A 26,202-nucleotide genomic window follows, 5' to 3' on the forward strand; every position below is an offset into this window, starting at 1 on the left:
CGCCACAGGAACCCGGAACGCAAACGCCCCCCACGCACCCGCCAGAGCCAACCTACCCTTGCTGCCTTCCGGCCCTGGGGGAGTTCAGTCAGATAGCGCCGCGTGAGGGGCTGCGCCAAGGCTACCTGATGTCGGGGGCAGGGAACGAGTTCGCGAGCACTCCTCTCGGTCATGTAATGTTCCTGGCGGAGGATTCGCCTAGAGGCCTAGGGCGCACGCTTGGAAAGCGTGTTGGGGGCAACCCCTCACGAGTTCGAATCTCGTATCCTCCGCCAGTGCCTCACCGGGCACGATGTCGAAGGGCCCCACCGCTTGCGGTGGGGCCCTTCGGCGTGTGTGGTCTCAGTTGCTGCGAGGGGAGCGGGGCTGGGCGTCGATCTCGGCGATCAGGGACTCGACGCGGGTCTTGATCTCGTCGCGGATGGGGCGGACGGCTTCGACGCCCTTGCCGGCCGGGTCCTCCAGGGACCAGTCGAGATACTTCTTGCCGGGGAAGATCGGGCAGGTGTCGCCGCAGCCCATGGTGATGACGTAGTCGGACGCCTGGACGGCCTCGGTGGTGAGGATCTTCGGCTTGGCGTCGGCGATGTCGATGCCGGCTTCCTTCATGGCCTCGACCGCGGAGGGGTTGACCTGGTCGCCCGGGACGGAGCCAGCGGAGCGGACCTCGATCCGGTCGCCCGCGAGGTGATGGAGGAATCCGGCAGCCATCTGGGAACGCCCGGCGTTGTGGACGCAGACGAACAGCACGGAGGCGAGCGGGCTGGAGGACATCGGCTCTTCCTTCGTCAGCAGTTCTTGCTTCAGCCCTGACTGGTATCAGCTAAGACTGATGTGACAGTATCAGCCCATGATGACGTCAGTCGACACTGAACTGATCCGGGTTCTGGCCGACCCGCTCAGACTCCGGATCGTGACCCTGCTCGCCGACGAGACGCTGTGCACCACCCACCTGGTGGAGGAGACCGGTGCCCGTCAGACCAACCTCTCCAACCACCTGAGAGTGCTGCGGGAGGCCGGAGTCGTCGAGACGGAGCCGTGCGGCCGGTACACGTACTACCGGCTGCGTCCCGACGTCATCGCCCGGCTCGCCGGCCAGTTCGCCGACCTGGCCGAGTCCGCACGCACCGCCGCCGACAACAAGAGGGCCTGCCCGTGACCCGCACCGAAGCATCCGCGACCGCCGAGGAGTCCTCGGTCGTCGCGAAGCTGTCGACGCTCGACCGTTTCCTCGCCGTGTGGATCCTGCTCGCCATGGCCGTCGGCCTGGGGCTCGGCCGTGTGATCCCCGGCCTCAACGGCGCTCTGGCCAAGGTCGAGATCGGCGGCATCTCCCTGCCGATCGCCATCGGCCTGCTGGTCATGATGTACCCGGTGCTGGCCAAGGTCCGCTACGACAAGCTCGACGCCGTCACCGGCGACAAGAGGCTCATGGTCTCGTCGCTGGTCATCAACTGGATCGTCGGCCCGGCGGTCATGTTCGCGCTGGCCTGGATCTTCCTGCCGGACCTGCCCGAGTACCGCACCGGCCTGATCATCGTCGGGCTCGCCCGCTGCATCGCGATGGTCATCATCTGGAACGACCTCGCCTGCGGCGACCGCGAGGCGGCAGCGGTCCTGGTCGCACTGAACTCGGTCTTCCAGGTGCTGGCGTTCGGCCTGCTCGGCTGGTTCTACCTCGACCTGCTGCCCGGCTGGCTGAACCTGGGGGATGGCGAGCACCTGGACATCTCCATGGGGAAGATCGCCCTGAACGTCGTCATCTTCCTCGGCGTCCCGCTGCTGGCCGGGTTCCTGACCCGCCGCATCGGCGAGCGGAAGCTCGGCCGCGAGACGTACGAGTCCGGCTTCCTCCCGAAGATCGGCCCGTGGGCGCTGTACGGCCTGCTGTTCACGATCGTCATCCTCTTCGCCCTCCAGGGGAGGACCATCACCTCGCAGCCGCTGGACGTCGCCCGTATCGCGGTGCCGCTGCTGGTGTACTTCGCCGTGATGTGGTTCGGCACGTTCGCCCTCGGCAAGGTGATCGGCCTGGCCTACGACCGCACCGCGACCCTCGCCTTCACGGCGGCCGGCAACAACTTCGAGTTGGCCATCGCGGTCGCCATCGCCACCTTCGGTGTGACGTCCGGGCAGGCGCTGTCGGGCGTGGTCGGGCCGCTGATCGAGGTGCCGGTCCTGGTGGCGCTCGTCTACGTCTCGCTGGCCTGGCGGCGGAAGTTCACCGCGGGTCGGTGGTGACCGCGGCAGCGCGGGAGAGTTGACGCGCCGCGTGGGCCCGTCCGGCATGGGGCGGAGTTCCTGACGGCCGCCTCCCGGCATACGCAGGCCCCGCCTCGGTCGCGGTCAGCTCGCGGTCGACGTGCTGGTCAGCAGCTTGCCCATCGCGGCCAGCACGGACGGCTCGACGCGGTAGTAGACCCAGGTTCCGCGCCGCTCGGAGGTCAGCAGCCCGGCCTCCTTGAGCTTCTTCAGGTGGTGGGAGACGGTCGGCTGCGAGACGCCGACGTCGGAGATGTCGCACACGCACGCCTCGCCGCCCTCGTGCGAGGCCACGGCCGAGAACAGCCGCAGCCGCACCGGGTCCCCCAGGGCCTTGAACATCCGCGCGGCGGTTTCTGCCTCCTCCGCGGTGAACGGGCGCTCGGTGAGGGGCGGGCAGCATGGCGCCGCTGCCTCGGAGACCTCGGAGACCTCGGGTGCCAGCAGCGGGAGCGCCTTCGTATTCGACATGCGTCTATGTTGACATACGTCGAACCAAAAGCGTCCAGAGCGAGTCAGGGCCGAGACAGGGGCTCCAATTCGACAGACATCTATGTTGACGGGTGTCGAAGCAGGTGCGATGCTGAGACCACAAGACATCGACACATGTCGAATCAAAGGGGAATCTCGTGGCCTTCTCCAACAACGTGCCCACCACCGACCAGCTGCCCGTCGTGGTCATCGGAGCCGGCCCGGTCGGCCTGGCCGCCGCGGCCCATCTCGTCGAGCGCGGCCTTGAACTGCTGGTCCTGGAAGCCGGGCCGTCGGCCGGCACGGCCGTGCGCGACTGGACGCACGTGCGGCTGTTCTCGCCCTGGTCGGAGGTCACCGACCCGGCCGCGGAGAAGCTGCTCGCCCCGACCGGCTGGAGCCGCCCGGACGGCTCCGCGTACCCCACCGGCGGCGACTGGGCCACGATGTACCTCCAGCCCCTCGCCGACGTCCTCGGCGACAAGGTCCGCTACGGCGCCACGGTGACGGGTGTGGCCCGCGCCGGGCGCGACCGCATCGTCGACTCCGGCCGTGACGAGCAGCCCTTCACCGTGCACATCCGGTCGGTCGACGGCCGCGAGGAGCGGATCATCGCCCGCGCCGTCATCGACGCCTCCGGCACCTGGTCCACCCCCGGCCCCCTCGGCGCCGACGGCCTGCCCGCCCTCGGCGAGAAGGCCGCCGCCGACCGCATCGCCTATCGCGTCCCCGACCTGAAGGACCCGGCCGTCCGTGCCCGTTACACGGGCAAGCGCACCGCGGTCGTCGGCTCCGGCGCCTCCGCCTTCACCGCCCTCGCTCACCTCGCCGAACTGGCCGGGGACGAGCCGGGCACGCATGCCGTGTGGATCCTGCGCCGCGGGATCACCGGCTCGACCTTCGGTGGCGGCGAGGCCGATCAGCTGCCCGCCCGCGGCGCCCTGGGTCTGCGCGCCAAGGCCGCCGTCGAGGCCGGCCATGCGAGTGCGGTCACGGGATTCCGTACACAGGCTGTGGAACGCGACGGCGACCGGCTCGTCCTCGTCGCCGAGGACGGCCGCCGCCTCGACCCGGTCGACGAGGTCATCGTGCTGACCGGCTTCCGCCCCGAGCTGTCCTTCCTGTCCGAGGTCCGCCTCGGCCTCGACGAGCGCCTCCAGGCGCCCACCGCGCTGGCCCCGCTCATCGACCCCAACGTCCACTCCTGCGGCACCGTCCACCCGCACGGCGTGAACGAGCTCTCCCACCCGGAGCAGGGCGTCTACCTCGTCGGCATGAAGTCCTACGGCCGCGCCCCCACGTTCCTCGCGATGACCGGCTACGAGCAGGTCCGTTCCATCACCGCCGCGATCGCCGGAGACCGGGAGGCCGCCGAACGAGTCGAGCTGACCCTTCCGGAGACCGGCGTGTGCGGCGGCGCGGGCCTGTTCGAGGAACCCGGCGCCGCTCAGGACAGCGAGGGCGGCGGCTGCTGCGGCGCCCCGGCCACCGCCTCCGGCGGCTGCTGAACTCCCCACCCACTCCAGGAGGTTCGCCATGACGTCCCGTGTACAGCTCGCCCTCCGTGTCCCCGACCTCGCCGAGTCCGTGGCCTTCTACACGAGGCTCTTCGGCACCGAGCCCGCCAAACTCCGCGACGGCTACGCCAACTTCGCCATCGCCGAGCCCCCGCTGAAGCTCGTCCTGATCGAAGGCACCGCAGGTGAGGCGACCCGCCTGGACCATCTCGGCGTCGAGGTCGAGACGACCGAGGCGGTGCGCGCCGCCACCGCCCGCCTGGGCGAGGCGGGCCTGGCCACCGACGTGGAGAACGACACCACCTGCTGTTACGCCCTCCAGGACAAGGTCTGGGTCCACGGCCCCGGCCGGGAACCCTGGGAGGTGTACGTCGTCAAGGCCGACGCCGGCTCCCTGGCCAAGCAGCGCGGCAGCACCTGCTGCACCGACCCGGCCGGCACCGACACCGACGCACCGGCCGTAGCGGGCGGCTGATGTCAGTGACAGCAATCGCAGCCTGGGCGGCAGCCGCACCCGTCGTCCGCGTCAGCACGGACGGCCGGAGCCGGGGCGGGGACCGCGGTCGCCGTGGGCGCGCAGCAGCCCTTGCCCTGCCAGGCGTCGCGGCCTTCCTTGACGGCGATGACCGCGATGACGAGGGCGGCGACGGGGTCGGCCCAGGACCAGCCGAGGGTGGCGTTGAGGACCAGGCCGGCCAGGAGCACGGCCGAGAGGTACGTGCACAGCAGGGTCTGCTTGGAGTCGGCGACCGCGCTGGCGGAGCCCAGTTCACGGCCCGCGCGGCGTTGGGCCGCTGACAGGAACGGCATGACCGCGAGGGAGAGGGCGGCCAGCACGATGCCGGGGACGGAGCGCTCCGCCTCCCCCGTGCCGGTCAGGGCGCGGACGGCGTCGGCAGTGACGTAGGCGGCGAGCGCGAAGAACGACAGCGCGATGATCCGCAGGGTCGTCCTCTCCCGCGCCTCGCGCACGGTGTGCTCGCGGGCGGAGAACTGCCAGGCAACCGCGGCGGCGGAGGAGACCTCGACGACCGAGTCCAGGCCGAAGCCGATCAGGGCGGTCGAGGAGGCGAGAGTGCCGGCCGTGATGGCGACGATCGCCTCGATGACGTTGTAGGTGATCGTCGCCGCGACCAGCAGACGTACGCGCCGGGCGAGCAGGTCCCGGCGGGCCGGGGAGGGTGCGAGGGATATCGCGGTCATCAGCAGCATCCCTTGTCGCCGGCCTCGGCACAGGTGCGGTCGGTCTCGACGGCCACCACGGCCGCACGCAGGTCGTCCAGCGCGTGACCGAGTCGCCCGTCGGCCAGTTCGTAGCGGGTGCGGCGGCCGTCGGGCACGGTGACGACGAGTCCGCAGTCGCGCAGGCACGCGAGGTGGTTGGAGAGCCGGGTGCGCGAGATGCCCAGGGTGTCGGCGAGATCGGCGGGGTAGGCCGGGGCCTCGCGCAGCGCGAGCAGGATGCGGCAGCGGATCGGGTCGGCGAGAGCGCGGCCGAAGCGGGCCAGCACTTCGATGTCGGAGGCAACAGTCAGCACGGCACGAGAGTACACGCCTCCCTGAATTCAGGAAACCGTGGATCGTCGAGGGGCGGCCGACCGTCGGTCATGCGATGTTCGCGGTGGACGACCGGTCCGACGCCGGCCACACGTACGGCAGGTCGTCGGGAACCTCGGGGAAGAGGTCCGCGTACGTGGTGGGGTCCTTGCGGACGAGGGCCGAGCGGTGGCTGTGGTGGAAGGGGGTGTCGCCCAGCCAGGGGGGCAGTTCGCCCTCGGCCGCCAGGACCGGCTGGTCGCGGACCGGGGCGTGCGGGCGGGTCGCCGCGAGGTCGGCGACCAGGGTGGCCGCGCAGCTGTCCTGGTGGCCCTGCTCGCGCCAGACGCGGCAGATCTCCAGGCCGTAGCGGACGAGTGCCTCCTCGTATCCGGCCCACATGCGGACCGCGGGGTGGTGGCGCCAGCCGTAGCCGGGTACGACCAGGCCGCGCAGGACCTGCAGCGCCTCGACCCGCTGTTTGCCGAGCCGGCGGCGGTCCAGGACCAGGGCCGAATCCCGGAAGCCGGGGTAGGGCAGGAAGGTCTGCACGCCGTCCCGTTCCGGGTGTCTACCGCTCCGCGCCGGTGCGGCGGGTGCGGGTGGTGCGGCGGCCGAGGGCCAGAGCCAGGCCGATCATCGCGATGCCCAGGGCGAAGTGCAGCCAGTCGTCCGCGGTGTTGAGGGGGACGAAGTTGGCGTCGCTGTCGTGGCCGACGATCAGGCCGTAGACCCACAGCACCAGGTAGACGGCGCCGCCGACCAGCAGGTACGAGTACGCTCCGGCCACCGTGCGGGAGAGGGCCAGGCCGACAAGACCGTAGGCCAGGTGCACGAGGTTGTGCAGGACCGAGATCTGGAACACGCCCAGCAGCTCGGCGCCCGACTCGTGGGAGGCGAACTCCATCGAGCCGTAGTCGGTGGTGATGCCGGGGATGAACCCCAGCACGCCGACCAGGAGGAAGACGACGCCCATCAGCTGGGCGGCGCGCTGCACGGGTGCCGCGGCGGCCCGGTGGGAAGTGTGTGTGGTCATGGCCGGTGGATCCTCACTGGAGAGAGAGTGTCTGTTCCGCCCAGATGGTCTTGCCCGAGGCGCTCTGGCGCGTGCCCCAGCGCCCGGTCATCTGGGCCACGAGGAGCAGGCCGCGCCCGCCCTCGTCGTAGGTGCGGGCGCGCCGCAGATGGGGAGCGGTGTTGCCGCCGTCGGAGACCTCGCAGATCAGGGTGGCGTCGTGGATCAGACGGAGCTGGATCGGCGGCTGAGCGTGCCGGATGGCGTTGGTGACGAGTTCGCTGACGACCAGCTCGGTGACGAAGGCCGCGTCGGACAGGCCCCATCTCTCCAGCTGCGCCACCACGTCCTTGCGGGTCTGCGCGACCGCGGAGGGGTCGTCCGGCACCGCCCAGGTGGCGACCTGGCTCTCGTCGAGCGCGCGGGTGCGGGCGACGAGCAGGGCCACGTCGTCGGCCGGGCGCTGCGGCAGCAGGTCGGCCAGCACGGTGTCGCACAGGGCGTCCAGCGAGGGCGCCACGGGGGTGCCCCCTGTTCGAGCGAAGCGGAGAGCTTGGGGGAGGGCGAGGGCCTCCAGCAGCCGGTGGACGCCCGCGTCGAGATCCCCGGCCCGGCCTCGGTCCTCGATCAGGCCGTTGGTGTAGAGAACGAGCAGGCTGCCCTCGGGCAGGACGGCCTCGGTGGCCTCGTAGGGCAGGCTGCCCACGCCGAGCGGGGGCGCGGCCGGGAGTTCGATCAGCTCGACGTTTCCCTCGGGACTCACCACGGCCGGCATCGGATGCCCGGCCCCGGCGAGGCAGCAGCGCCGCGACACCGGGTCGTACATGGCGTACAGGCAGGTCGCGCCCACGTCCGCGGAGGTGCCCACGTCCGCGGAGGTTTCCCCGCCCTCCTCCTCCACGCTCAGCCGGGCGACCAGGTCGTCCAGGTGTGTGAGGAGCTCGTCGGGTGGCAGGTCGATGTCGGCGAGGGTGCGTACGGCCGTGCGCAGCCGGCCCATGGTCGCGGAGGCGTGCAGACCGTGGCCGACGACGTCGCCGACGACCAGGGCCACCCGTGCCCCGGAGAGCGGGATGACGTCGAACCAGTCCCCGCCGACGCCGGCGTGCCCGCCCGCCGGCAGATAGCGGGACGCGACCTCGACCGCCGCCTGCCGGGGCAGCCGCTGCGGCAGCAGGCTGCGCTGGAGGGTGACGGCCGTGGCGCGCTCCCGGGTGTAGCGGCGGGCGTTGTCGATGCTGACCGCGGCTCTGGCCGCCAGCTCTCCGGCCAGGACCAGGTCGTCGTGCCGGAAGGCGTCGGGGTCGCGGTACCGGACGAAGAAGGCGACGCCCAGCGTGGTGCCGCGGGCGACGAGCGGCACGGTCATCACCGAGTGGATGCCGAACGCCCGGATCCTCGCGGCACGTTCCGGGTCGTGTGCGAGCCATTCCGTGAACGACGTGTCGGTCACCGCGTGCAGAGTGGGCCGTCCCGCGCGCAGGCTCTCGTAGGGCGCCGAACCCTCCGGATAGGAGTCCACCTGGCCGGGCGCCACGACCGCCTCCGGGGCGCCCGGGGTCACGGACCGCAGCGCCACCCGCCGCAGCAGCAGCGGCCCGTCCGCCGGAAGGGCCTGGGCGGGCGGTTCGGCCGTGTCGTCCAGCGCGGCGAGCAGATCGACGCTGACGAAGTCGGCCAGGGCCGGGACGGTCACGTCCGTCAGCTCCTGGGCCGTGCGCGTCACGTCGAGCGTGCTGCCGATGCGCCGGCCGGCCTCGGCGATCAGCTGGAGCCGCTTGCGGGCCCAGAACTGCTCCGTCATGTCGTGCGCGGCAAGGCAGACGCCCCGGATCGTGCCCTCGGCGTCCCGCAGCGCGGACATGAAGACCGACCAGGCGTGCTCGCTCGTCTCGCCCGGGGTGCGCAGATAGTTCTCCTCGTACTGCGGCTCGCCGGTCCGCAGCACCCGGGCCATGCCGCGTTCCGCCCGCTCACCGGCCTCGTCGTCGACGATCTCGGACACGCGCAGGCCCAGCATCTCCTCCTCCGTGAGCGCCATGGTCTGCTCCATGCCCTCGTTGGCCCGCCTGAGCCGGAGCCGGGTGTCGTAGAGCGCCAGGGCGCAGCACGGGGACTGGGCGAAGCTCCAGGTCACGAGGGAGTCGTCGAGGGCGGGCCGGGACTGCCGGCGGGTCAGGGCGGAGAGGAGGAGCCAGGCGCCGGCGCCGGTGCCGGGCGCCCTGTGGTGGGCGAGGACCCTGACGGTCAGCTTCCGGCCGTCGTGGTGCCGGAGCGCGACGTCGCCGTTCCACCGGGGCAGTCCGGCGAGCGTGGGCAGGCCGCCCCGCACCGGGATCGGCTCGGCCAGCAGATCCGCGGCGCGGCGGCCGGTCATCTGCCGTGCCGAGTATCCGAGGAGCCGCTCGGCCCCCGTGTTCCAGCCGGTCACCCTGCCCCGCTCGTCGAGGGTGACGCGGGCGGTGAGGGGCTCACCGACGAGTTCCGCGAGGTCCGCGACCGCGGGGGCTTCGGCGGCCCCGGGTTCCGCTCCGAGCGACCGGATGGCCCGGCCGACGGTGACGGGCTGCTCCATGATCGGTCATCTCGCTCTCGCGGGGGAATCACGGGAGAATGGCGTCTGATTTCCGGGACATGAATGGGTAATCAACCGTATTTCCCTATAGACGCGCTATTCCCTGCTTACCCCGATTGTGCCGGGTCCTACCGTGCCGCCACCGGCCCGGCGCTGAGCCTGCCGCCGCCCGGTCCGGGTAACCGGTCCCCCATGGGCGAGATCCTGGTGGGCACGTGTTCGTGGACCGACCGGGCGCTGGTCGGCAGCGGCTGGTATCCGGTGGGACGGCGGGACGCCGAGGGGCGGTTACGGCACTACGCCGAGCGGTTCCCGGTCGTCGAGGTCGACGCGTCGTACTACGCGCTGCCGAGCGAGCGGAACAGCCGGCTGTGGGCGGAGCGGACACCGGACGGGTTCGTGTTCGACGTGAAGGCGTTCTCGCTGCTGACCGGGCATCCCACCCGCGAGGCGGTGGTGCCGGGCGGGCTGCCGGCCGATCACCGGGACCCCGCCGTGCTCGACGAGGTGTGGGCGCGGTTCGTGGCCGGGATCGAGCCGCTGCGGCGGGCCGGGCGGCTCGGGAGCGTGCTGTTCCAGTTCCCGCCGTGGTTCCGGCCCGGGGAACGGGCGGAGGCGTTCCTCCGGGAGTGCGCCGAGCGGACGCGCGGGTGGCCCGTCGCCGTGGAGTTCCGGCATCCCTCGTGGTGGGAGCCGGGCCGGGCGGAGGCGACGTGCGCGCTGCTCGCCCGGTACGGCATGGCCGCCGTCGCCGTCGACATGACGCAGACGCTGCCCTCCTCGATACCGCCCGTCACCCCCGTCACCTCGCCCCGGCTGTCCGTCGTACGGTTCCACGGACGCAGCACCGCCTGGGGCACCGGCAGCAAGGAGGACCGGTTCCGGTACGGGTACGGCGAGGACGAACTCGCCGAGTGGCTGCCCCGCGTACGGCGGCTGGCCGAGCGGACGGAACAGGTCCACGTCCTGTTCAACAACTGCTGCGGCGACGCCGCCGTCCGTGCCGCCGCGTGCATGACGCGGCTCCTCGACGGCGACCTGCCGACGGCGGCACCGAGGGTGCCTAGGGCGCGATCCGCACCTGCTTCGACACCGTCACCTGGTCCACGTCCGACACCCGCACGGTCGTCTTCATCGTCCAGGTCCCGGCGAGGGGCAGGTTGACGGAGTTGGTGCTCCAGTAGCCGCCGGCGTCGGTGAGTCCGGCGTCGATCGGGCCGACGTCGCGGGCGGGCAGGGTGAAGGTGACGCGGACCTCGGGGACGACGACCAGACCCTTGTCGGCGCCGTAGACCACGGCCTGGACGCCGTTCTCGCCGACGCGGGCCGGGTCCAGGGTGACCTGCACCGTGCCGCGGCCGGACAGCGTGCTTCCGCCCGTGTCGAAGGGCACCGTGGTGAGGGTCGTCGGCGGCAGCGCGCCCACCGGGGATCGCTGCGCGGCCTCGGCCTGTGCGCGGCCCGGCAACGTGGCGGTGAGCAGGGTCGTGATCAGCAGCACCACGGCGGCGACGGCGACTTCGACGAGGACGGAGCGGCGCAGACCACGGCGCAGGCTGTCCGCTTCGCCGGAGTCGGGGGCCGGCTCCGACGCGCCCGACGCCTCCTGCGGCTTCTGTGGTGCTTCCGGCTTCTCGGATGCCCCGGCTTCACCTGTCGCGCCGGACTCCCCGGGCCCCTCGGACTCCCCCGGCCCCTCCGGCTGGGCCGGCGCCCCCGCGCCGACCGGCTGCCGGACCCGTTCCGGTACGGCCGTCCGAGCGGCGGCGGCCGGTGCCGCGAGGCGAGCCGTCCACCGGCGCGAGTATCCCGCCGCCAGCAACAGCGCGGCCACCGCGACCAGTTTGACCAGCAGCAGCCGGCCGTACGACGTGCCGGTCAGCGCGGCGAGGGAGCCCAGGCCGCGCCAGGACTGGTAGAGGCCGGTGACAGCCAGGACGGTCACCGAGGCGAAGGCGATACGGGAGAAGCGGGGCACGATCTCCGTCAGGGTGTCGAGTGAGGCGCGGCGCAGGGTCAGGAGCAGCGCCACGAGGCCGCCGAGCCAAACCCCCGTCGCCACCAGGTGCAGCACGGACGACGTCATCGCCACCGGCACCTGGATACCCACGGAGGCGTGCTCGGCCGCCGCCCACGTCAGGGCCAGGGCGATGGCCAGGGTCGCGCCCGCCGCCCGCACCACGGGCTCTCGGTGGTCGCGGCGCCCGGCCGGCCGTAGCAGGAAGACGGCGGTCAGCAGCAGGACGGCCAGCCTGGCGAGCAGAGCCAGGCCCGGGCGGCCGGTGAGCGTGCGTTCGAGGGCGGAGAGGTCGAGGGCCGTGGCCGGGCCCGCGCCCGCTTCGTAGGGGGCGCGCAGCACCAGCAGCACGACCGTCGAACCGAGCAGTGTCCACCAGGCCGCCACCAGCGGTCTGCGCAGCGGGGACGTGTCCGCGGGCCGGCACAGCAGCGCGAACGCCACCGTCCCGACGAGGAGCGCGGCGGCGAGGTAGGCGAGGTAGCGGGCGGCGTCGTGGAGGCCGCTGGTCAGCGGGTCCTCGTCCGGGCCGGTGTCGATCTGCGCGGTCGTCGCGGACCGTTTGCCGACGGAGAAGGTGAAGGCGCCGGAGACCGGGTGGCTGTCGGCGGACACCACCCGCCAGGCCACCGTGTAGGTGCCCTGGGCGAGCTTCCCGGGCAGTCCGACCCGGGCCGTGTCGGACCGGCCGTCCGCGTGCCGCGCCTCGCCGGTGTGCACGCGGCGCTGGTCCGGGCCGAAGACCCGGAACGAGTCGTCGCGCAGGCCGACGGACTCGGTGAAGGTCAGGGTGACGTGGCGGGGGGCACGCTGGACGACCGATCCGTCGTCGGGGTCGGTGCTGCGGAGGGCGGCGTGGGCGGAGGCGGGGGCTCCGCCGAGGAGGAGCAGGACCAGCACGGTGCCGAGCAGCACCAGGGCTTGAAGTCGCCGGGGGTGTCCGACATTCCGCTCCTCGTTCCGCCGTCGGTGCACGTGGTTCTCCGGGGTTGGGCTGTACGGCTCCCGGTCATGTACGGATGGGAGTGGCGCAGTGCTCAGCGTGGGGGGGGGTGTGGTTCGGCGACTGGCGGTGCGTGGGGGTTGTTCGCGCCCGCGCGGCGGAGCCGCGCGGCGACACAGCCCCGCGCCCCTAAGAAGCAGGACGGCACAGCCCGGGGATGCGGTCAGCCGCTGCCGGATAGCGCGCCGTCAGGTCCGCGGCGTCACCGTGCTCGTAGCCCTCGAACGTGAAGCCGGGGGCCATCGTGCAGCCGAACAGGGTCCATGAGCCGCCCTCGCGCACCCTGCCGCCCATCCACGTGCCCGCCGGGACCGTGAACTGCACGTGCTGGCCGCCGAGGACGTCCGGCCCGAGCACCACCGCCCTCGTCGTCCCGTCCGGGGCGAGCAGGAGGAGCTCCAGGGGATCGCCCAGGTAGAAGTGCCAGATCTCGTCGGTCGGCAGGCGGTGCAGGGCGGAGAAGTCGTCGGGGCCCGCTGCCAGCAGGGCGACGATCGCCGTGCCCTCGGGCCTGCCGTCCGGGCGTTCGGGACCGGCCCAGGTCTGGCGGAACAGGCCGCCCTCGCGGGGGATCGGCTCAAGGCCGTAGTGGGCGATGAGGTCGTCGGGCGTCACGCGGGGAAGAGTATCTCCCGGTCGAGGAAGGCGAGCTGGGCCTTCTTCTCCGGCAGGTACACGTCCGGCAGGTCGATCTCCGGCAGGACCACCACCGGCCCCGGGGTGAAGCCCATGGTGAGGAAACGGGCGACCGCCTTCTCGTTGCGGACGTCCGGGTCGACCACGATCCGCCGGCGGTCCAGGCCGAGCAGGACGTACCGGGTGACGGCGGTCACCAGCCGTGCGGTCCAGCCGGAGCGAGCGCCGCCCGGGCCGGCGGGGGCGACCAGCAGGTGGACGCCGATGTCGCCGGGGCGGACGTCGTAGCACTCGCTGACGCGGTCCGCCTCGGGCTCGTAGGTCTGGAGGAGCGCGACCGGCTCGCCGTCGCGGACGGCGAGGTAGGCGTGGTGGGTGGTGAGCGTGTCCATGTGGGCGTAGATCTCGGCCACCTGTCGCTCGGTCAGGCCGGTCATGCCCCAGAAGACGGCCCGGTCCTCGCTGACCCAGCGGTGGACCGTCCCGGCGTCGGCCTCCGGGTCCAGCGGCAGGACGCGGACGGTGCCGAAGCCGTCGGTCACCTGCTCGTACACGGCCGTGCGGGAGGCGTACGGGTCAGACATCGGTCTCCTTCTTCAGCAGGGCCCAGTCGGTGACGACCGGGACGAGGTCACCGGCGAGCCACAGGGGAAGCTGGTCGCGGTGATGGGGCGAGCCGGGGACGCCCGAGGCACCGAGCGGGACGACCCAGCGGCTGTCCTCACGCCGGGCCAGGTCCCAGACGTACCGGGCCGCCGGGCCGCGCGCGGCGCGGTCGGTGAGGCCCGGCACGCCCGAGGTGCACAGCACGCAGTCGTGGTCGCCGGACAGCCCCGGTTCGTCGTACGGCGTCTGAGGCTCCAGCGCCCGCCAGGGGGCGAGCCGGTGGGTGTCGCCCCAGACGCCCGCGGGCGGCCGGGCGGCCACCTCCTCGACCGCCGCGCGAACGGCCGACGGGCGGTCGATTCCGTGCAGTTCCTCGGCCCGCAGCAGGTGTTCGAGGGCGAAGCCCACGCGCGGGAGGAGGGCGAGCCAGGGCCGGAACAGCTCCGGGTACGCCGGCGGTGCGGCGAGTGCGGCGAAGGCGGGGTGTGCCGCCAGTTGTCGTACGACCGCGCCGCGCACGGCCGAGTAGAGGGCCGCGTCGGCGCTGTCGGCGTCCATGCGGCGGTCCCAGGCGAGAAGGCGGTCCCGGAGGGCGGAGGCCTCGGGGGTGAGGGCGTCGAGGGTCCGGAGGTGGTCCAGGAGGGCGGACGCGGAGGCGAGGTGGGTGTCCGTGTGGATGGCGGGCATGTCGGCGGCGGACCAGCGCTCCCTGCCTGCGAGCAGCGCGGCGATGCGGTCGTGGCGGTGGGGCGGGGCGAACTCCACGCCCAGGGGCCCTGCCGGGCCGCGCTGGTTGGCCATGACGGCGACGCCGTCGGTGAGCCCGGCACGGGGTGTCTCCTGCCGGCCGTGCCACTCGTGGCCGGGCTCCCAGGCGGGCACCACGCGCAGACGGTTGGCCTCGGCGCGCAGCGGCACCCACCCGGCGACGCGGTGCAGGACGCCGCCCTCGGTGTCGGCGGCCTGGACGACGTTGACCGGCTCGGCCCAGCGGTCGAACGCCCGGTCCACGTCGGCGACCCGGCGGGCCCGCAGCAGCGGAAGCAGGGCGCCGAAGCCGAGGTCGCCGGTGACGCGGGGCGGGTAGCGCAGGGTGATCGCCAGGGGCGTGCTGTCGGGATCGACCGGGTGGTTCGGAGCGGCGGGAGCGGCGGGACCGACCGGATCGGCAAAGGCGGCGGGAGCGGACTGGCCGGCGGGACCGTCAGGAGCAGGCCGGCCGGGCGCCGGATCGGCCGCTTCCGCCAGGCCGGCCGGGCCCACCAGGTCCACCGGGTCGCCGTCGAGTCCCTCGGGGCCGCCGATGACCACCGGGCCCCGGTCGGTCTCGAGCACCTCGACCTCGACCGGCTCCTCGCCCGCCACCTCGACGATCTCCGTGTGCCGGGCCGCCCGGTGCCAGACCCCGTCCGGGCCGAGGGCCTCCACCCCGGCGCCGGTGCGCCGCAGCCGCTCCCGGTACAGGTCCTGGTAGTCGGCCATGGCGTTGGTGATGGCCCAGGCGACCGTGCCGGTGTGCCCGAAGTGGGCGATGCCGGGGACGCCGGGGACGGCCAGGCCGACGACGTCGAACTCCGGGCAGGACAGGTGGATCTGCTGGTAGACGCCCGGGTCCTCGATCCAGCGGTGGGGGTCGCCGGCGATGACCGGCTGCCCGGTGACGGTCCGCTCGCCGCTCACCAGCCAGCCGTTGCTGCCCGAGGTGCCGGGGCCGTCGGCGGCGAACAGGCCGATGGCGTCCGCGCCCAGGTGGGCCGCGACCTGCTCACGCCAGAGCTTGGCCGGGAACCCGGCGAAGAGGATGTGGGTGGCGAGCCAGACGCCGAGGGGGGTCCAGGGGTGCCAGGGGCCGGGGGTGAGGTGGGTGCGGGCGAACTCGGGGGCCGCGTCGGCGCCCTCCGCCAGCCCGGCGTTGACCCCGCCGGCGTACGCCCGGACCCAGTCGGCCGTCTCGGGGTCCCGCCTCTCCAGCTCCGTGAAGCAGCGTCTGGCGGTGTCGTCGAGTCTGGCGCGTCTGGCGAACCGGTCCCAGGCCAGGGCGCTCCGGCCGAGGAAGGACGCCGAGGTGCCCTGGGCCCGGTGCCGCTCCACCTCCAGCTGCCAGGCCCGGTCGCGGGCGGTGACGAGGCCCTGGGCGTGGGCGAGTTCGGCCGCGCTGTCCGCGCGCAGATGCGGAATGCCCCAGGCGTCGCGGTGGATCTCGGTGGCCACGCTGTGCCCCCACTTTCCTTTAGGTTAGCCTTGCCTAAGTCTTAGCTGTGGCGGAAATCGTACGCGAAGGGTGAATACGGGATGGGGCAGGGGCGGGGCTGGGAGGGCGCGGTCCTCAGACTGCTGCGTGCGAAGGATTTCGTGTTCACCGTGACCGGCGCGGAGGACGTCACCCCGGACTACCGGCGGCTGCGCTTCACCGACGGCGGTCTGCTCGCGGCGGCCGGCGTGCACCCGACCATGTGGGTCCGCCTGTGGTTCGACAACGCGGGCAGGCCCCACCAGCGGGCCTACACCCTGGTCGACCCGGACCCGGCGGCCGGGACGTTCAGCCTGGAGTTCGCCCTGCACGAGGGCTGCGCCAGCGACTGGGCCAGGGCGGCGAAGCCCGGCGACACCATCGAGGCGACCGTCCAGGGCACCGGCTTCGAGCACCCCGACCCCGCCCCCTCCCACGTCTTCGCCGTCGGCGACCCGGCGTCGCTGCCGGCCATCAACTCCCTGCTGGAGGCACTGGGTTCCGCGCCGGCCACCGTCTGGTTCGAGGGCGGCGACGACGATCTGCCCTTCCGCACCGACCCGGCCCGCCACGAGCTGCGCAACGTACCGCGCCAGGACTCCGGCGCCCACCTGGTCGACCAGGTGAAGGCGGACCTGCCCGGCCTGCTGCGGGGCACTTCCGACCCGTACGTCTGGATCGCCTGCGACACGGCGACGACCCGGTCGCTCGCGGCCTACGTCCGCAAGGAACTGGGCCTGCCCAAGCAGCGGGTGCACGCGCTGGGCTACTGGCGGGCCACGTAAGCAGCGCGCGGGCAGGACTCGGGACGCGGCCGGGCCCGCCCCGGGGGATGATCGGGGCATGGACGTCACTCTTCACCTCGCCCAGGACCCCGAGGCCGACGCGCTGCTCGGGCGCAGTCCGCTCGCCGCGCTGGTCGGGATGCTGCTCGACCAGCAGATCCCGATGGAGTGGGCGTTCAAGGGTCCGGCGACCCTCGCCCAGCGGCTGGGCACGGACGACCTGGACGCGCACGAGATCGCCGTGCACGAACCCGAGGCCTTCGCCGCGCTGCTCTCCCAGAAGCCGGCGGTGCACCGCTACCCGGGCTCCATGGCCAAGCGGATCCAGCAGCTGTGCCAGTACCTCGTCGAGCACTACGACGGTGACGCCGAGGCCGTCTGGAAGGACGCCGCCACCGGCAAGGAACTGCTGAAGCGGCTGGCCGAACTGCCCGGCTTCGGCAAGCAGAAGGCCCAGATCTTCCTCGCCCTGCTCGGCAAGCAGCTCGGGGTGCAGCCGCCGGGCTGGCGCGAGGCCGCGGGCTCCTACGGCGAGCCGAAGTCCTTCCGCTCGGTCGCCGACATCACCGGCCCCGAGTCGCTGGCCAAGGTACGTGCCCACAAACAGGAGATGAAGGCGGCGGCGAAGGCCGCGAAGGCAACCGGAAAGTAGCGGGCTCCGGGGACGAGAGCGCCAGCGGCGCGGCCCGCCCCGGACGACAGGCGTCCACCACACGGCCCGTTCCAGGTGGCAGGCCCCTCCCGGGCGGTCCGAGCATGGAGCATGACCGAGCCACCGAGCGGCTCCCCCTGGGAGCCGGAGCGCGGCCCCTCCCACGGGCACGTGCCCCGTCCACCCCAGGGCTTGGAACCCCACGTCCCCCAGGGCCCGGGCCCGGACGGCCCCCACACCCACGAACGGCCCGGTCACGCCCCTCCCGGCCCGCACGCCCCGGCCCCACCCGGCGCACAGGGCCACTGGCCGCACGACCCGCACGCGCCCCGGGGCGCCGGCACCTCCCAGGCGTCGCACACTCCGAGCCCGCCCGCCGGCGGTCACGAGCCGGAATCCTCCTTCCCAAGCCCCCTTCGGCAGCTCTCCCGCGCCGCCTGGCAAGCCGTGCTGGTCACCGGGATCACCTCCCTCGTGCTGGGGCTCCTCGTCCTGGTCTGGCCGGGCGCGTCCCTGTTCGCCGCCGGGGTGCTGTTCGGGCTGTATCTACTCGTCAGCGGGGTCCTCCAGCTCGCCTCCGCCTTCGGCACTCACCGGACGACAGCGCTGCGCGTCCTGGCGTTCATCAGCGGCACGCTCTCGATCCTGCTCGGCCTGTTCTGCTTCCGCCGCCCCATGCAGTCGATCCTGCTGCTCGCCCTGTGGATCGGCATCGGCTGGCTGTTCCGCGGCATCACCCAGACCCTGGCCGCCGCCCACGACCCGGCGATGCCCGCCCGGGGCTGGCAGATCTTCCTCGGGATCCTCACCGTCGTCGCGGGCATCGTCCTCATCGACGCGCCCTTCGAGTCCGTCGCCGTCCTCACCCTGGTCGGCGGCTGCTGGCTGCTCGCGGTCGGCGCCGTCGAGATCGTCACGGCCCTGCGCATCCGGAGCCGCCGTACGCCGAGCGAGCGGATCTCGCAGCCGGTGGGATGAACGGCATACGCCCAACGGGGAACCACCTCCCGTGAACCCCGCACCGCAGCCGTTCCCCCGTGGCACCCGCCGGACCACGTGGCCGCGGGTGCTCGTCCTGCTGCTCGCCCTGCTCGTGCCCGGCGCGCACGCCGAGGCGCACACAGGGCCGACGGCCGCCGTCTCGGGGGAGAGCACGGTCGTCGAGTGCGACGCCCTCGACACCGCCCCGCGCCCACCGGCCAGGAGCGCCCGGCGCACCGCCGCCCCCCTGCGCCCCGCCGCGCTGCCAGGCCACGGACCCGCGCTCGCCGCACCGCACCCCGCGCCCGTGCCCCCGGACCCGCGCCACGACCCTCGCCCCCTGCGTTCCGAGGTCCTGCGCTGCTGACGGGACCGGACACCGGTCCGTCAGCCCGTAAGCAGCAACACGCAGCAACACGGAACGAGGAACACAGCCATGCTCGAAGACCCGTACGCGGTCCTGCGCGCCCTCCTGCGCGCCGAAGCCGTCCGCAACGCCCCCAAGCCGCCCCGGCCCCAGACGCGACAGCAGCCCCCGATGACGCCCCCGAAGGAAAGGGAACGCGGCTGACCGATCCGCGGCGGCGGAGGCGGCAGAACCGGCCCCTCCGCCGCGGCGCGGGCCGACACCTCGGGGGCGGGAGCAGCCGGCATGGTCTCGCGGTCCGGCATATTCACGCCCCGGTTCCCGGTTCATACCGCCTTGTGGGTTTTTTTTCAGCACCGCACTCGGTCGCCACGGCTGCGCCCGGAAGGTCCCGCCCGGTAGGCTTTCCGTGTGATCTTCAAGCGCATCGGAAACGGCCGGCCGTACCCCGACCACGGCCGGGACAGCACCCGGCAGTGGGCGGACGTCGCGCCGCGCCCGGTCCGCCTCGATCAGCTCGTGACGACCAAACAGCAGCTCGATCTCGAGACGCTCCTCGCCGAGGACTCCACGTTCTACGGCGACCTCTTCGCGCACGTCGTGAAGTGGCAGGGCGACCTGTACCTGGAGGACGGCCTGCACCGCGCGGTGCGGGCGGCGCTCCAGCAGCGCCAGGTGCTGCACGCGCGCGTGCTCGAGCTCGACTGACTCCCGCCGGTCACGGGTTGGCCCTTTCGGGTTCTGCTGGGCGGCGTCGAATGATCATCTAGTAGGCATCGTCGCCCGGGCACACTACGCTGCGCTCATGAGCATGCTGACTCCCCCCGGCATGGGCGGCAAGTACCGCATCAAGGGAAACAAGTACCCGCGGATGCGCCGGCCCCGGCGGCGCGGCAGGCTCGTCGGCCTCGTCGTCGCCTCCGCCGCCGTGCTCGGCGTGGGCGGCTGGGGCGCGTGGCAGCTCGTCGACGTCTTCACCGGCGGCGGCAGAAAGGCTTCGGCGGCCGGCAGCGGGACGGAGTGCGGCCCCGAGACCAAGGCGAGCCCCTCGCCCAGCGCCAAGCCTCTGCCCGAACCGCGCGCGATCACCGTCAACGTGTTCAACGCCACCACCCGCAGCGGCCTGGCCAAGAAGACCGCCGACGAGCTGAAAAAGCGCGGCTTCAAGATCGGCGACGTGGGCAACGCGACCAAGCAGTACGACAAGAAGGTGAAGGGCCCCGGCGTACTGCTCGGCCCCGCCTCCGCCCTCGACACCTCACTGCCGGTGCTCGGCACGCAGCTCCCGGGCGCCGAACGGCGTAGCGAGGCGGCCCGCAAGGGCGCTGCCGTCGACCTCGTCATCGGTGACGGCTTCAAGGAGCTGGCGAAGAAGCCGGACGCCGACCGGGCCCTGACCAAGCTGGCCAGGCCCGAGCCGGCGCCGTCGTCGAAGAAGGACTGCTGAACGCTGAGGTCCGGCTCCCGGGACCTGCTCGGCCGGCCTACTCGGCCGACCCGTACATCCGGTCGCCCGCGTCACCGAGGCCCGGCACGATGTAGCCGTGCTCGTTCAGGCGCTCGTCGACCGACGCGGTCACGACCGTCACCGGGGTGCCCGCCAGCTCGCGCTCCATGACCTCGACGCCCTCCGGCGCGGCCAGCAGCACCACGGCGGTCACGTCGTCGGCGCCGCGCCGGATCAGCTCCTGGATCGCCGCGACCAGCGTGCCGCCGGTGGCGAGCATCGGGTCGAGCACGTACACCTGCCGTCCCGACAGGTCCTCCGGCATACGCGTGGCGTACGTGGAGGCCTGGAGCGTCTCCTCGTTGCGGATCATGCCGAGGAAGCCCACCTCGGCGGTCGGCAGCAGCCGGACCATGCCGTCCAGCATGCCGAGGCCGGCCCGCAGGATCGGCACCACCAGTGGACGCGGGTGGGACAGCTTCACACCCGTGGTCGTGGCCACCGGCGTCTGGAGGTCGACCTGTTCGGTGCGCACGTCGCGCGTGGCCTCGTAGGCGAGCAGGGTGACCAGCTCGTCGGCGAGACGGCGGAAGGTCGCGGAGTCGGTGCGCTGGTCGCGCAGCGTGGTGAGCTTGTGGGCGACCAGGGGGTGGTCGACGACGTGGAGACGCATGTCCACAACAGTAACCGGGCCCGTTGACCCCGGCCGCACGGCAAGCCCGCCGTCCGCCCGTCACCCGTTCGCCTGCGTCAACCGCCCGTCCGAGGGAAGGCGTAAGGACGGACTGAGGGTGGTGAGCTGATGCCCGACCGGGATTCCCGAGACGTTCCGTCGCGGCGCGCACGGCCGGGGACGGACCTGGAGACGGACGAGACCAGCAGGAACGGAAGGACCGGCAGGGCCGGCAGGACCAGCAGGACTTCCCGAAACGGGAGGACTGCCCGGACCGGCAGGACTGCCCGGAGCGCGCAGACCGAACAGGCCGCGCAGGCCGACGCGCCGGGCCCGGCAGACACGGCCGGCACGGCCGCCGGGCCGGACAGGACGGACGCCGTCCTGACCAGCGTGCCGGACAGGACGGACGAGACCGACGCCGAGCGCCGCCGACGGCGCGCCCGGTTCCTGCGCGATCTGGCCGAGGCCCGGGAGCTGCGCGACCGCGTCCAGCCGCGCCGCGTCAAGACGGCCCGGCTGCGGCACGCGATGCGCATGCGCACGTTCCGCTGGTAGGGAACGGGTGAGGAAACCCCCGGGGAAGATCACGAACCGCGCGGACGTTGTCGAGGTGGCCGTGCGTGGAGCGTGGGAAAGCCGCGTACGATCCGCAGGTGGCGGCAACGAGCGTGCGATCAAAACTGCCGGACACAGGGAGCCGAAGACGTCCCCTGAACGCCTTGTTTCTGCCACGATTCCGAGTGGGTGGGGCTCGGACGAGCACTCCCCGCCCGCAACCTCCGCCGGGGGGACCCCCAACCGGCACGCCTATGACCAGTGGGAGAGTCACGGTGTACTTCGCCGCACTGCTCGCGCGCACCGAAGACGGGTGGGAAGCGAGCGACACAGAGCTCGACGATGTGGAAACCCTGTCGGATCTGGCCGACCTGGCCCGTGAAGCCTCCCCCGACGAGGACACGGTGCTCGTGCTCATCGAGCAGGAGGACGCCTGGTTCGGAGTCGTCCGCGTGGACGGCGAGGAGGACCCTCGCATCTACGTCTCGGACGCCGCCGCCGCTGCCCGCAGCAGCTACGGCGAGATCCTGCTCACCGACGAGCTGCTCGGACGCGATCCGGACGACGGGGACGACCTGGACGCCCTCGACCTCGACGGCACCGAGGACGGTGATTCCGACGACGACGAGGCCGACGACGGCGACCCGGTCGCCGGAACGGGCGAGGCCGTGCCGCACGGCCCGGTCGGCGACGCCCAGATCCTGGACGACCTCGGCGTGAGCGAGAAGGAGCTGCGCTCGCTGGCGACGGACGCCGTCACGGAGATCGCCGAGGCCCTCGGCGCCTCGGAGACCCTGGAGACCGTCCGCTGACCGCTCGCCTCACCCCGGGACCACCGGACCGGCCGGACCCGTCGGGACAGCCGGACCGGCCGGATCCGGTACGGGACCCCTGGCGGCCCGCGATGCGACTCGCCCTGGCCGAGGCCGCCGAGGCCGTCCGGGGCGGGGACGTCCCCGTCGGCGCCGTCGTGCTGGCCCCGGACGGCACGAGCGTGCTCGCGGCCGGACACAACGAACGCGAGGCCGGCGGCGACCCGACGGCCCACGCGGAGGTCCTCGCCCTGCGGCGGGCCGCTGCCGGACTCGGCCGGTGGCGGCTCGCCGGCTGCACCCTCGTGGTGACGCTGGAGCCCTGCACCATGTGCGCGGGCGCGATCCAGCAGTCCCGCGTCGACCGGCTCGTCTACGGCGCCCGCGACGAGAAGGCCGGCGCGGCCGGTTCCCTCTGGGACCTCCTCCGCGACCGGCGGCTCAATCACCGGCCCGAGGTGGTCGAGGGCGTGCTCGCCGAGGAGTGCGCACAGGTGCTCACCGAGTTCTTCCGCGGCCGCTGAATACCGATTTCAAAGCACGCCGCACCTTGCTGTAAGGTCTCCCTCGGTAGCGTGTCCGAGCGGCCGAAGGAGCTCGCCTCGAAAGCGAGTGTGGCGCAAGTCACCGAGGGTTCAAATCCCTCCGCTACCGCTTGTGAAAGGCCCCGTCGTCGGACGGGGCCTTTCGTGCGATCTGCCCCTTCGGATGATCGGCCCTTCGTGCGATCATGTGCGCGTTTGGGACACCAGTGACAGGGGAGGCCGCGATGGCGGTGAACGCGAAGAAGGTCGCCGTCTACGTCCTCGTGGTCTTCGCGTTGTACGTGATCATCACGGACCCGGCCAAGGCCGCGGACTACGTCCAGATAGGGTTCCAGGGCATATCGGACGCGGCCCGGGCCCTCGGCGACTTCGCCACGTGGGTCGCCAACGGAGGAAAGTGATGATCCGCCACCTGGTCCTCTTCAAGCTGAACGAGGGCGTCGAGCGCGACGACCCGCGGGTCGTGAAGGGCGTCGAGGCCTTCCGCGCCCTCGACGGCACGATCCCCGAGATCCGCTTCTGGGAGCTCGGCTGGAACGTCAGCGACCGTCCCATCGCCCATGACTTCGCCATCAACTCGGCCTTCGACGACGCGGACGCGCTGCGCCGGTACGTGGAACATCCCGACCACCAGGCGGGTGTCGCGCTGTGGCGCGAGTTCGCCACGTGGGTGATCGCCGACTACGAGTTCTGAGCCCGCCGCTGCGAGCCCCCCGTCGTTCCGGCGGGGGGCTCTTTCCGTTGCCGGCCCGCTGCCGGACCGCTGTCGGGCTGCTACTGGCCCGCTGTCGGCACGCATCTATGCGGTATTTCATCCCTCAACACGTAGTTATGGGGTGCTTGCACACAGTGCACATGTCTTGTGATGCTATGACCGCTTTTGATGGAAGAGTCGACGGACGGGTTGACGGATGACGAGGTGGAGTTGACCGTGCTGGCCAGTACCGCACCTCAGGCACCATCCTCGGAACCGGCTCCACAGCGGAGCCGCGGCGCCGACACCCGCGCCCTCACGCAGGTTCTCTTCGCACAACTCAAGGAGCTCCAGCCGGGGACGCCGGAGCACGACCGGGTGCGCGGGGCGCTCATCGAGGCCAACCTCCCGCTCGTGCGCTACGCGGCCGCCCGGTTCCGCTCCCGCAACGAGCCGATGGAGGACGTCGTCCAGGTCGGCACCATCGGGCTCATCAACGCCATCGACCGCTTCGACCCGGACCGGGGTGTGCAGTTCCCGACGTTCGCGATGCCGACGGTGATCGGCGAGATCAAGCGCTACTTCCGCGACAACGTCCGCACGGTCCATGTGCCGCGCCGGCTGCACGAGCTGTGGGTACAGGTCAACAGCGCGACCGAGGACCTCACGACGGCCTTCGGGCGCACCCCGACCACGGCCGAGATCGCCGAGCGGCTGCGCATCACCGAGGACGAGGTGCTGTCCTGCATCGAGGCCGGGCGGTCGTATCACGCGACCTCCCTGGAGGCCGCGCAGGAGGGCGACGGGCTGCCGGGGCTGCTGGACCGGCTCGGCTACGAGGATCCCGCGCTGGACGGGGTGGAGCACCGGGATCTCGTACGGCATCTGCTCGTACAACTGCCCGAAAGGGAGCAGCGGATCCTGCTGCTGCGGTACTACAGCAATCTCACGCAGTCTCAGATCAGTGCGGAACTCGGTGTCTCGCAGATGCATGTCTCGCGGTTGCTCGCGCGTAGCTTCCAGCGGTTGCGGTCTGCGAACCGGATCGACGCGTAGCCGTGAACCTCTTCGGTACGTAACCGCAAACAGTTGCGAGTGGTAACCGCGGCGAGCGAATCGCTCATCAGGGCGGTTCCCGACAGTTGCGGGCCGAAAAGGCGTCAGACCCCTTGGTTACAGGGCGGATTGGCGTCTCAGATGTCGACATGTCACTACAGCGTGTTGCCGACATGTGACATTCTGCGGGAAGCGCGTTTGCCGGGGCTTCGGCTCCGGTATTCAGGTGAAGGCTGCGTTCCTCAGGCGGGAGCGTTCGCCGCGACCGTCCCGCGACCCAAAGGGGGTGGCATGTCCGCAGAACAGGGCAGCTCGAAGGTGCTCACGCTCGCGGAGAGCGACAAAGCTCCCCATGCTCTCGACTCACTCGGCCCCATCGACGCCGTTCCGGCCGAGCTCGTGACCGAGCCCGCGCCGGCGCTTGTGGCCACGGGGGCCATCGACACCCGCACCCTGTCCCGCTCCCTGTTCCTGCGGCTGGCCGCGCTCGACGAGGACAGCCCCGAGCGTGCGTACGTCCGTGACACGCTGATCGAGCTCAATCTGCCGCTGGTGCGGTACGCGGCGGCGCGGTTCCGCTCCCGCAACGAGCCGATGGAGGACATCGTCCAGGTCGGCACGATCGGGCTGATCAAGGCGATCGACCGGTTCGACTGCGAACGGGGCGTCGAGTTCCCCACGTTCGCGATGCCAACCGTCGTGGGCGAGATCAAGCGGTTCTTCCGCGACACGTCGTGGTCGGTGCGGGTGCCGCGCCGGCTTCAGGAGCTGCGGCTGGCCCTGACGAAGGCCAGTGACGAGCTCTCGCAGAAGCTGGACCGCTCGCCGACGGTCACCGAACTCGCGTCGGTGCTCGGGGTGTCCGAGGAGGACGTCGTCGACGGGCTGGCGGTGGGGAACGCGTACACGGCGTCCTCGCTGGACTCCCCGGCGCCGGAGGACGACGGCGGCGAGGGCTCGCTGGCGGATCGGCTGGGGTACGAGGACAGCGCCCTGGAGGGCGTCGAGTACCGGGAGTCGCTGAAGCCGCTGCTGGCCAAACTGCCGCCCCGTGAGCGGCAGATCATCATGCTGCGGTTCTTCGCGAACATGACCCAGTCGCAGATCGGCGAGGAGGTCGGCATCTCACAGATGCACGTGTCCCGCCTGCTGACGAGGACCCTGGCGCAACTGAGGGAAGGCCTCATCTCGGACTGACCGCACCGCGGGTCGGCGGCGACGCGCCGCCGACCCGCGGGTGGTGGGCCGTCGACCTGCCGGTGGTGGCTCGCCTACGCGCCGGTGGTGGGTCGGGGCCGCGCCGGGGGGTGTCCGTCCTCGGAACGGCGCGATGGGGTGGGTGACCAACCAACCGTCCGTTGACGCGCCAACCGCTGCGGGCGGTCACCTCCGACACGTCCCCTTCCCGTGCGTACGCGGGTGCGGGCACGTCTCGGCCCGGGCGCGGCCTCCCGCTCAGCTGCCGCAGGCCGCCGCGCTGCGGACCCACCCGGCACCAGCGACACCGCCGGGTTCCAGGCGAGTCACAGCACGGTCAACGTCACCCCAGCGCCAGCCAGGCCACCGCCGCGACGACCGCGACGGCGACGACGACGCCGATGATGAGACCGATGCGCGGGCCGCCACTCGTCGTCGCGGCCTGCCGCCCCTGCGGCGCCTCGTCGACGAACGCGCGGAACATCTGGGTGCTGCCGGCGGGGTCGTGATTGCCCTGGGGGGCCTGGTTGTTAGCCATGGCCCGAGACCCTAGCGAAAACGCCGGGG

General features: G+C 72.3%; 32 protein-coding genes, 2 tRNA genes and 1 other RNA gene. 21 read left to right on the plus strand and 14 right to left on the minus strand.

Annotated elements, in window-relative coordinates; translation table 11 throughout:
* Nucleotides 1-16: 16 nt before the first annotated feature.
* Nucleotides 17-115: signal recognition particle sRNA small type (ffs, locus tag HDA41_RS19160), an RNA gene on the minus strand.
* Nucleotides 116-187: 72 nt separating this feature from the next.
* On the opposite strand from ffs, the gene HDA41_RS19165 reads away from it, so the two are divergent.
* Nucleotides 188-275: transfer RNA gene (locus tag HDA41_RS19165), tRNA-Ser, on the plus strand.
* A 67-nt stretch (nucleotides 276-342) separates the two neighbouring features.
* Here the strand turns inward: HDA41_RS19165 and HDA41_RS19170 are convergent.
* The gene (locus HDA41_RS19170) at nucleotides 343-774 is read right to left on the minus strand and encodes an arsenate reductase ArsC (RefSeq protein WP_184985538.1); all 432 of its coding nucleotides are present in this window, start codon (nucleotides 772-774) and stop codon (nucleotides 343-345) included.
* Nucleotides 775-850: 76 nt separating this feature from the next.
* Here HDA41_RS19170 and HDA41_RS19175 point away from each other — a divergent pair, with 76 nt between their 5' ends.
* Nucleotides 851-1,159 carry an ArsR/SmtB family transcription factor gene (locus HDA41_RS19175; RefSeq protein ID WP_184985540.1) on the plus strand — a complete coding sequence of 103 codons (309 nt, stop codon included), beginning with the start codon at nucleotides 851-853 and terminating at the stop codon, nucleotides 1,157-1,159.
* Nucleotides 1,156-2,241, plus strand: coding sequence for an ACR3 family arsenite efflux transporter (gene arsB, locus HDA41_RS19180; RefSeq protein ID WP_184985542.1), 1,086 nt, complete (start codon nucleotides 1,156-1,158; stop codon nucleotides 2,239-2,241). The genes HDA41_RS19175 and arsB overlap by 4 nt, the downstream gene beginning before the upstream one ends.
* A 105-nt stretch (nucleotides 2,242-2,346) precedes the next feature.
* Here arsB and HDA41_RS19185 read toward each other — a convergent pair whose 3' ends face one another.
* Nucleotides 2,347-2,733: an ArsR/SmtB family transcription factor gene (locus HDA41_RS19185; protein ID WP_184985544.1), complete on the minus strand. Its 387-nt coding sequence runs from the start codon at nucleotides 2,731-2,733 to the stop codon at nucleotides 2,347-2,349.
* Between the two features lie 158 nt (nucleotides 2,734-2,891).
* Here HDA41_RS19185 and HDA41_RS19190 point away from each other — a divergent pair, with 158 nt between their 5' ends.
* Nucleotides 2,892-4,241, plus strand: a complete 1,350-nt coding sequence (locus HDA41_RS19190; RefSeq protein WP_230299734.1) for an FAD-dependent oxidoreductase — start codon at nucleotides 2,892-2,894, stop codon at nucleotides 4,239-4,241.
* 28 nt (nucleotides 4,242-4,269) lie between these two features.
* Nucleotides 4,270-4,725 (plus strand): ArsI/CadI family heavy metal resistance metalloenzyme, encoded by a 456-nt coding sequence (locus tag HDA41_RS19195; RefSeq protein WP_184985546.1) that lies wholly within the window; start codon nucleotides 4,270-4,272, stop codon nucleotides 4,723-4,725.
* A gap of 2 nt (nucleotides 4,726-4,727) precedes the next feature.
* Here HDA41_RS19195 and HDA41_RS19200 read toward each other — a convergent pair whose 3' ends face one another.
* The 5 genes from HDA41_RS19200 to HDA41_RS19220 form a co-directional block, all read right to left on the minus strand.
* Nucleotides 4,728-5,453 (minus strand): cation efflux transmembrane domain-containing protein, encoded by a 726-nt coding sequence (locus HDA41_RS19200; RefSeq protein WP_184985548.1) that lies wholly within the window; start codon nucleotides 5,451-5,453, stop codon nucleotides 4,728-4,730.
* Complete coding sequence (locus HDA41_RS19205; RefSeq protein WP_184985550.1) at nucleotides 5,453-5,788, minus strand: ArsR/SmtB family transcription factor; 336 nt, start codon at nucleotides 5,786-5,788, stop codon at nucleotides 5,453-5,455. Before HDA41_RS19205 ends, HDA41_RS19200 begins: the two co-directional genes overlap by 1 nt.
* A 67-nt stretch (nucleotides 5,789-5,855) precedes the next feature.
* Nucleotides 5,856-6,338 carry an MSMEG_6728 family protein gene (locus HDA41_RS19210; protein WP_184985552.1) on the minus strand — a complete coding sequence of 161 codons (483 nt, stop codon included), beginning with the start codon at nucleotides 6,336-6,338 and terminating at the stop codon, nucleotides 5,856-5,858.
* Nucleotides 6,339-6,357: 19 nt separating this feature from the next.
* Entirely contained in the window at nucleotides 6,358-6,822 is a 465-nt protein-coding gene (locus HDA41_RS19215; RefSeq protein WP_184985554.1) for a DUF4383 domain-containing protein, read from the minus strand.
* 13 nt (nucleotides 6,823-6,835) lie between these two features.
* Nucleotides 6,836-9,376, minus strand: a complete 2,541-nt coding sequence (locus HDA41_RS19220) for a SpoIIE family protein phosphatase (protein WP_184985556.1) — start codon at nucleotides 9,374-9,376, stop codon at nucleotides 6,836-6,838.
* Nucleotides 9,377-9,568: 192 nt separating this feature from the next.
* Between HDA41_RS19220 and HDA41_RS19225 the strand changes: the two genes are divergently transcribed.
* Nucleotides 9,569-10,540, plus strand: a complete 972-nt coding sequence (locus HDA41_RS19225) for a DUF72 domain-containing protein (protein ID WP_184985558.1) — start codon at nucleotides 9,569-9,571, stop codon at nucleotides 10,538-10,540.
* Here HDA41_RS19225 and HDA41_RS19230 read toward each other — a convergent pair.
* The 4 genes from HDA41_RS19230 to HDA41_RS19245 form a co-directional block, all read right to left on the minus strand.
* On the minus strand, nucleotides 10,440-12,308 hold the full coding sequence (locus HDA41_RS19230) for a copper resistance CopC/CopD family protein (RefSeq protein ID WP_184993546.1): 1,869 nt from the start codon (nucleotides 12,306-12,308) through the stop codon (nucleotides 10,440-10,442). The genes HDA41_RS19225 and HDA41_RS19230 overlap by 101 nt on opposite strands.
* Nucleotides 12,309-12,525: 217 nt before the next feature.
* Nucleotides 12,526-13,011, minus strand: coding sequence for a cupin domain-containing protein (locus tag HDA41_RS19235; RefSeq protein ID WP_184985560.1), 486 nt, complete (start codon nucleotides 13,009-13,011; stop codon nucleotides 12,526-12,528).
* Nucleotides 13,008-13,616: a GNAT family N-acetyltransferase gene (locus tag HDA41_RS19240; protein ID WP_184985562.1), complete on the minus strand. Its 609-nt coding sequence runs from the start codon at nucleotides 13,614-13,616 to the stop codon at nucleotides 13,008-13,010. The genes HDA41_RS19235 and HDA41_RS19240 overlap by 4 nt, the downstream gene beginning before the upstream one ends.
* A complete protein-coding gene (locus tag HDA41_RS19245) occupies nucleotides 13,609-15,849 on the minus strand; it encodes a penicillin acylase family protein (RefSeq protein WP_184985564.1) in 2,241 nt (746 codons plus the stop codon). Before HDA41_RS19245 ends, HDA41_RS19240 begins: the two co-directional genes overlap by 8 nt.
* 81 nt (nucleotides 15,850-15,930) lie before the next feature.
* On the opposite strand from HDA41_RS19245, the gene HDA41_RS19250 reads away from it, so the two are divergent.
* The 7 genes from HDA41_RS19250 to HDA41_RS19275 all read left to right on the plus strand — a co-directional run bounded on the left by HDA41_RS19250 (nucleotide 15,931) and on the right by HDA41_RS19275 (nucleotide 20,100).
* Nucleotides 15,931-16,653: a siderophore-interacting protein gene (locus HDA41_RS19250; RefSeq protein WP_184985566.1), complete on the plus strand. Its 723-nt coding sequence runs from the start codon at nucleotides 15,931-15,933 to the stop codon at nucleotides 16,651-16,653.
* A gap of 58 nt (nucleotides 16,654-16,711) precedes the next feature.
* Nucleotides 16,712-17,305: an HhH-GPD-type base excision DNA repair protein gene (locus tag HDA41_RS19255; RefSeq protein WP_184985568.1), complete on the plus strand. Its 594-nt coding sequence runs from the start codon at nucleotides 16,712-16,714 to the stop codon at nucleotides 17,303-17,305.
* 171 nt (nucleotides 17,306-17,476) lie between these two features.
* Nucleotides 17,477-18,283, plus strand: a complete 807-nt coding sequence (locus HDA41_RS19260) for an HdeD family acid-resistance protein (protein WP_376706858.1) — start codon at nucleotides 17,477-17,479, stop codon at nucleotides 18,281-18,283.
* A 31-nt stretch (nucleotides 18,284-18,314) separates the two neighbouring features.
* Nucleotides 18,315-18,653, plus strand: coding sequence for a hypothetical protein (locus tag HDA41_RS19265; RefSeq protein ID WP_230299735.1), 339 nt, complete (start codon nucleotides 18,315-18,317; stop codon nucleotides 18,651-18,653).
* A gap of 69 nt (nucleotides 18,654-18,722) precedes the next feature.
* Nucleotides 18,723-18,857, plus strand: coding sequence for a hypothetical protein (locus tag HDA41_RS41350; RefSeq protein WP_260423339.1), 135 nt, complete (start codon nucleotides 18,723-18,725; stop codon nucleotides 18,855-18,857).
* Nucleotides 18,858-19,064: 207 nt separating this feature from the next.
* On the plus strand, nucleotides 19,065-19,361 hold the full coding sequence (locus HDA41_RS19270) for a type II toxin-antitoxin system VapB family antitoxin (protein ID WP_003991361.1): 297 nt from the start codon (nucleotides 19,065-19,067) through the stop codon (nucleotides 19,359-19,361).
* A gap of 121 nt (nucleotides 19,362-19,482) precedes the next feature.
* Nucleotides 19,483-20,100: a LytR C-terminal domain-containing protein gene (locus HDA41_RS19275; protein ID WP_184993550.1), complete on the plus strand. Its 618-nt coding sequence runs from the start codon at nucleotides 19,483-19,485 to the stop codon at nucleotides 20,098-20,100.
* A 37-nt stretch (nucleotides 20,101-20,137) separates the two neighbouring features.
* On the opposite strand, the gene upp is transcribed toward HDA41_RS19275, so the two are convergent.
* Nucleotides 20,138-20,773, minus strand: coding sequence for a uracil phosphoribosyltransferase (gene upp, locus HDA41_RS19280; RefSeq protein WP_184985572.1), 636 nt, complete (start codon nucleotides 20,771-20,773; stop codon nucleotides 20,138-20,140).
* 393 nt (nucleotides 20,774-21,166) lie between these two features.
* Between upp and HDA41_RS19285 the strand changes: the two genes are divergently transcribed.
* The 8 genes from HDA41_RS19285 to HDA41_RS19320 all read left to right on the plus strand — a co-directional run bounded on the left by HDA41_RS19285 (nucleotide 21,167) and on the right by HDA41_RS19320 (nucleotide 25,635).
* The gene (locus tag HDA41_RS19285) at nucleotides 21,167-21,331 is read left to right on the plus strand and encodes a hypothetical protein (protein WP_184994180.1); all 165 of its coding nucleotides are present in this window, start codon (nucleotides 21,167-21,169) and stop codon (nucleotides 21,329-21,331) included.
* Nucleotides 21,332-21,606: 275 nt separating this feature from the next.
* The gene (locus tag HDA41_RS19290) at nucleotides 21,607-22,143 is read left to right on the plus strand and encodes a tRNA adenosine deaminase-associated protein (protein ID WP_086601934.1); all 537 of its coding nucleotides are present in this window, start codon (nucleotides 21,607-21,609) and stop codon (nucleotides 22,141-22,143) included.
* Between the two features lie 92 nt (nucleotides 22,144-22,235).
* A complete protein-coding gene (tadA, locus tag HDA41_RS19295) occupies nucleotides 22,236-22,667 on the plus strand; it encodes a tRNA adenosine(34) deaminase TadA (RefSeq protein WP_184985574.1) in 432 nt (143 codons plus the stop codon).
* 45 nt (nucleotides 22,668-22,712) lie between these two features.
* Nucleotides 22,713-22,797: transfer RNA gene (locus HDA41_RS19300), tRNA-Ser, on the plus strand.
* A 115-nt stretch (nucleotides 22,798-22,912) separates the two neighbouring features.
* A complete protein-coding gene (locus tag HDA41_RS19305) occupies nucleotides 22,913-23,089 on the plus strand; it encodes a hypothetical protein (protein WP_010045116.1) in 177 nt (58 codons plus the stop codon).
* The gene (locus HDA41_RS19310; RefSeq protein WP_184985576.1) at nucleotides 23,089-23,382 is read left to right on the plus strand and encodes a Dabb family protein; all 294 of its coding nucleotides are present in this window, start codon (nucleotides 23,089-23,091) and stop codon (nucleotides 23,380-23,382) included. The genes HDA41_RS19305 and HDA41_RS19310 overlap by 1 nt, the downstream gene beginning before the upstream one ends.
* A 189-nt stretch (nucleotides 23,383-23,571) precedes the next feature.
* Complete coding sequence (locus HDA41_RS19315) at nucleotides 23,572-24,438, plus strand: RNA polymerase sigma factor SigF (RefSeq protein WP_184985578.1); 867 nt, start codon at nucleotides 23,572-23,574, stop codon at nucleotides 24,436-24,438.
* Nucleotides 24,439-24,729: 291 nt separating this feature from the next.
* Entirely contained in the window at nucleotides 24,730-25,635 is a 906-nt protein-coding gene (locus tag HDA41_RS19320; RefSeq protein ID WP_184985580.1) for an RNA polymerase sigma factor SigF, read from the plus strand.
* 343 nt (nucleotides 25,636-25,978) lie between these two features.
* Here the strand turns inward: HDA41_RS19320 and HDA41_RS19325 are convergent, their stop codons facing one another.
* On the minus strand, nucleotides 25,979-26,173 hold the full coding sequence (locus HDA41_RS19325; RefSeq protein ID WP_184985582.1) for a hypothetical protein: 195 nt from the start codon (nucleotides 26,171-26,173) through the stop codon (nucleotides 25,979-25,981).
* Between the last annotated feature and the right edge of the window lie 29 nt (nucleotides 26,174-26,202).

The organism is Streptomyces caelestis (assembly GCF_014205255.1).
Taxonomy (GTDB): domain Bacteria; phylum Actinomycetota; class Actinomycetes; order Streptomycetales; family Streptomycetaceae; genus Streptomyces; species Streptomyces caelestis.